The organism is Waterburya sp. (assembly GCF_058530065.1).
This window is the reverse complement of the sequence record NZ_JBZNBU010000006.1, coordinates 1-4,699: the sequence shown is the minus strand read 5'-3', so window position 1 is coordinate 4,699 and position 4,699 is coordinate 1. Positions and strand designations below refer to the sequence as shown.

At 41.5% G+C, this 4,699-nt stretch carries 2 protein-coding genes and 1 pseudogene; all 3 read left to right on the top strand.

The features are described 5' to 3' along the window. Window positions 1-2,292, top strand: a 2,292-nt coding sequence (locus tag AC33VI_RS00355) for a bifunctional serine/threonine-protein kinase/ABC transporter substrate-binding protein (protein WP_491780285.1), incomplete at its 5' end; no start/stop codon positions are given. Window positions 2,293-2,439: 147 nt separating this feature from the next. After that, window positions 2,440-3,246 (top strand): DUF3050 domain-containing protein, encoded by an 807-nt coding sequence (locus tag AC33VI_RS00350; protein ID WP_491780284.1) that lies wholly within the window; start codon window positions 2,440-2,442, stop codon window positions 3,244-3,246. 10 nt (window positions 3,247-3,256) lie between these two features. After that, window positions 3,257-4,699 (top strand): annotated as a pseudogene (locus AC33VI_RS00345) (hypothetical protein); the annotation flags it as partial.

The following is a 4,699-nucleotide window of genomic DNA, read 5'->3' as shown; positions in this document are numbered from 1 at the left end:
GTCCGTCAGCTAGGGCATGGTGGTTTTAGTCGTACGTATCTGGCAGAAGATATTAACCGTTTTGACGAACTCTGCGTACTTAAGGAATTTGCCCCCCGACTCAAAGGTACATTTGCCTTAGAAAAAGCCCAAGAATTGTTTGAAAGAGAAGCAGGAGTTCTTTATCGCTTGCAGCATCCCCAAATTCCCCAGTTTCAGCAATTATTTCGCCACAAAAAGGCAAATAAGGATTTGTTGTTTTTAGTTCAAGACTATATCGAAGGGGAAAACTATCACGCCCTGTTAAATCAGCGTTTAAAGGAAAAGCGGAAATTTAGCGAAGCAGAAATTAAACAGTTATTGGTGAGAGTCTTGCCGATTTTAGAATACATTCATTCAATGGGCGTGATTCACCGCGATATCTCTCCCGACAATTTAATTTTACGTCAGGGAGATGAATTACCCGTCTTGATTGACTTTGGCTGTATTAAAGAAGTCGAGTTCAAAACCCAACAGGAATTAGAAGCAGACGATAACACTCCTATTTCATTAACGGGTACGGCATTGGGCAAGACTGGTTATGCCCCACCAGAACAGGTAGAACGGGGTATTGTTTATGCCCACAGCGATCTTTATGCGCTGGCTGCGACGGCGGTAGTGTTGCTGACGGGTAAAGAACCATTACAGTTAATCGATCGCCACGATTATGGCTGGAATTGGCGAGCGCACGTTAGTATCAATCCCAAACTGGAATGGATTCTCAGTACTATGTTGTCTCCCCATCCCAGCGATCGCTTTGGGAGTGCTGCGGAGGTGATGCGAACCTTAGAAGATATTGCCGTAATTACTAAATTTCCTGCTGCTAAAACCAGTCTTCAACAGTTACCGATCCCATCAACCAGAAAAAAGATAATTAATTGGGGTTCTAAATCCTTATTTTTCGTCCCGTTTACGGCGATACTAATTTTAGGGGGATATGTCTGTCTTAAAGTCGCCGATTTAGAAGCTGTCAAGCCTCTAGCAAATAATTCCGCGAGGGTGGATAACCAGCTACAGAATAGATTGAGCGTGGGCGAAAAGATTCTAATTCCCCAAACTACTACTCCAGCTAAAGAAATGGGAGTAGCAGCTATCGGTAGAGGAGAATATCAAAATGCAGCGGATCTATTTACTACCTCGTTAAAAACCGAACCTAACGATCCCGAAGCCCTAATTTATCTCAACAATGCCCGTATTGGCGAGAAAAAATCCTATAACATTGCGGTATCTATTCCCATCGGCAGCAATGCCAATGCAGCCAAGGAAATTCTGCGGGGGGTGGCACAAGCACAAAATAGTATCAATGAGGCAGGAGGGATTAATGATATTCCCGTCCGAGTACAAATTATTAACGACGATAACAATCCCAAAATCGCCAAACAAGTGGCACAAAGTCTCGGTAAAGATAAGAATGTCTTAGGAGTAGTGGGACATTATGCCAGCGATGTTACTCTGGCAACCGCACCAGTTTACGAAGATAACAAGTTAGTAACTATTTCTCCTATCAGTACCTCAGTAGAATTGAGCGATCGCAGTCCCTATGTCTTCCGTACTGTTCCCAGCGATTACTTGGCAGCCAGGGGGTTGGCGGACTATATGCTATCGAGTTTACAGCAACATAAGGTGGCAGTTTTTTATAACTCCGAAAGCAATTACAGCGAATCTCTGCGAGCGGAATTTACGGCTGCGGTACATTTAGGAGGCGGAGAGGTAGTTAGTAGCTTCGATCTGGCAGATCCCAATTTTAACGCTGGGGATACTTTTAAAGAAGCAGCAGCTAAAGGCGCACAAACAATTATGCTAGCCTCCAGTACTAGCACTTTAGACAAAGCCCTAGAAGTAGTCAAAGTTAATCGCCAACGCCTGAGTATTTTGGGTGGCGATGATGTTTATACTCCCAAAACTTTGCAAATCGCGGGAGAATCGGGCGAAAACATGGTTATTGCTATTCCCTGGCATATCCGCACTAATCCTGAGGCAGAATTTTCCCTAGTTGCCCGCAAACTTTGGGGTGGTGAAGTAAACTGGCGTAGCGCAATGGCTTACAATGCTACCCAGGCTTTGATTGCAGCCATTGAATCGAGTCCCAACCCCACTAGAGAAAGTATCCAACAACAACTATCAGACCGCAACTTTACCGCATCTGGGGCTAGTAGTGGGGTCAATTTTCTGCCGTCAGGCGATCGCCTGGGTAAGATTCAACTGGTAATAATTAAACCTAGCACAAGTCATCCATTTAATTATGAATTTACCCCAGTTAATGGTGATGAATAAAACAGGGGTTATAAAAAAATTTATCCATCAAATTATTTTTGGATATAACGAATATAAAGCAATACAAAATCCCCATTTATAGAAATTTTCTTATTGACAATGACTGCTTGTCTTTCTATTAAATATCATCGGACTCGATCTAAAATTATGCTATCTGACAGCGCAATTGATATTTCCTTATTTTTAAGCTCTTCCTTGGTTCGAGAGCAAAACAATTTTCATGAATTTACAGCCGATCGAGAACCAGAAACAGATTGGCTTGCTCATCATCCAATCTATAGTAAATTAACTTCAATAGCTAAAATTGAATGTTTTGTTTCCTACCATATTTTTGCTGTTTGGGATTCTCTTAGATTGCTAAAATCGCTACAAGATAAGCTCGATGTAGCTTTGAAAACTGGAGAAGTAACATGTTCTAACCAAACTAGAATATTGCTTGACAAAGTTGTTTTTAACCAAGAAAGCGAACTATATCCTTACGGCCAACCTACTAATGATTTTGCCGAATATATTTCCGCCGTAGCCGAATTAGAAATTGACCCCGATCTCTATCTTTGGTACTTTATAGATGCAAAAAGTAATTTCCATTTACTAAAACCTGAAATCAAAGAATTAATAGAGTTTAATTCGGCTGTCGCCCAGTCAGGGACTATGGCAGAAATTGCTGCTACCTTTTTTCTGAATAAAGAAAGGTTGTCTTTAGGACTTTTTACTTCAATGAAACAAGTTTTTCTTCAAAAAGAAGAAGAAAGCTCGATTTTAAATAAGTATATTCAGAAATTGATCCATAAACACGAACGACCATTTGAATTAAAACAGATTGCTCGACTTTTTGACTGCCTTTGTCGAGATGAAGCGGAAAAAATGCAGGCATTACGCATAGCTAACGAGGCATTTCAACTCAAAGAAAATCTGTGGAATGGTTTTCTATTAGAAGTCAACGAAATAGATTAGATAAAAATCAATGTACAGACTTACTTGCTTAACAAAACTACTCGATAAACTTCCAGAAGCCATCGCTGTTTTAACTGTTACCATTTTTTTTACTATTACAAATGGAACAGTAGCTTCTATTTGTTGGCAGTGTTTAGTTTATTCTGTATTCTTGAGATTTATTTGGCAAAGCGCGATTGTCGTTCATGGATTGGGACATACCATTGCGATCGCCCTAGCGGATCGAAATTTATCGGCAATCAATCTAACCAACATCCTCGAACAACGATCTATCGATCGAGTTATTAAATCTCTCATCCCTTTTAATTACATCTTCATACCACTCCTATCTCCCCGTCACCTCGTCACTCAGTCCCCCAGTCTCTACGTGGAACAACCCCGCAACATCAGACTAAAAGCCTCGGCGGGAATTTTATTCAATCTGGCGATCGCATTTATTCTTATTCCCTATCTCGATAATATTTTTATTCGGCTATCTATTATTATTAACTTGTTTATTGCCCTATCTTCCCTCTCAGATATGGAAGCGATGGTTACGGGGGTAGCAGAGTATTTATATTGTGGTAATTTTGGTTTGATTGCCCTACGTCAACCAGATGACGAACCAGATCTTTTACCACCCAGGCTGCAAAGTATAGCACAACAAATGGGACAGGAAACCGAAGTAAGAGGGGAACAAGCAGGGGGAGGTTTGGTAATTGGCAGACAAAATAATTTACCTGTGTTTGTGGGTAAGAAAATTGTCAATCAAAAACGCAGTAATTTAACTACATCCCTAGAAACTGCTTTTGCCAAAGAAAGAAAACGGGCTATTTCACAGGGAATTAAGCCAACTGAATCGATCGCGGGAGTGTGGCACTATCGTTATGCTACTTCTGGTACAGCCCCCTCGGAATTGGAAACCCACTGGCATGAATGGATGAGTGGCAGACAGGAAGATGTCTGGCAATTTACGGGTAAACAATGGATTTGCGAAACGAAAAACGTTCATCACCGCATTACCCACAACGGCGATTTTGATAGCTGGCGGATTGGCGATCGCGATGTTGATTATAAAACCCTCGGCTTGTGGTTAGAAAGAGTCTTGCATACTCCCAATGCTACTCAGGGAGATTCCCCCAAAATTGCGGGAATAATGGATTTATTAGTCACCCAGGGGATGTGGTATGCTTCGGTGAGGCTAGCTTATCAACAGGCGATAGCAACTTCGATTAACTCTGCTTTTGGGGAAGAACAACCGAGTAAAGATGCCCCCAATACTGCGGTTAGTCACGAACATCTCAAAGCTTGGGCGGAAATTTTTGAGAGTGTTTTTAAACAAGAAATAGCTAAGTCTGAAGATCGGGAGATCGATCCTGCATCTTTAAAATCTTCCTTGAGTCTGCATCAGGCATTCGATCGAGGCTTGAAAAGTCATAACTCTACAGCGCAGTGGACGGATTTACAACGCATT

Coding starts and splice junctions, on each gene's coding strand:
- AC33VI_RS00350 (WP_491780284.1), top strand. CDS start 2,440: ATGCTATCTGACAGCGCAATTGATATTTCCTTATTTTTAAGCTCTTCC.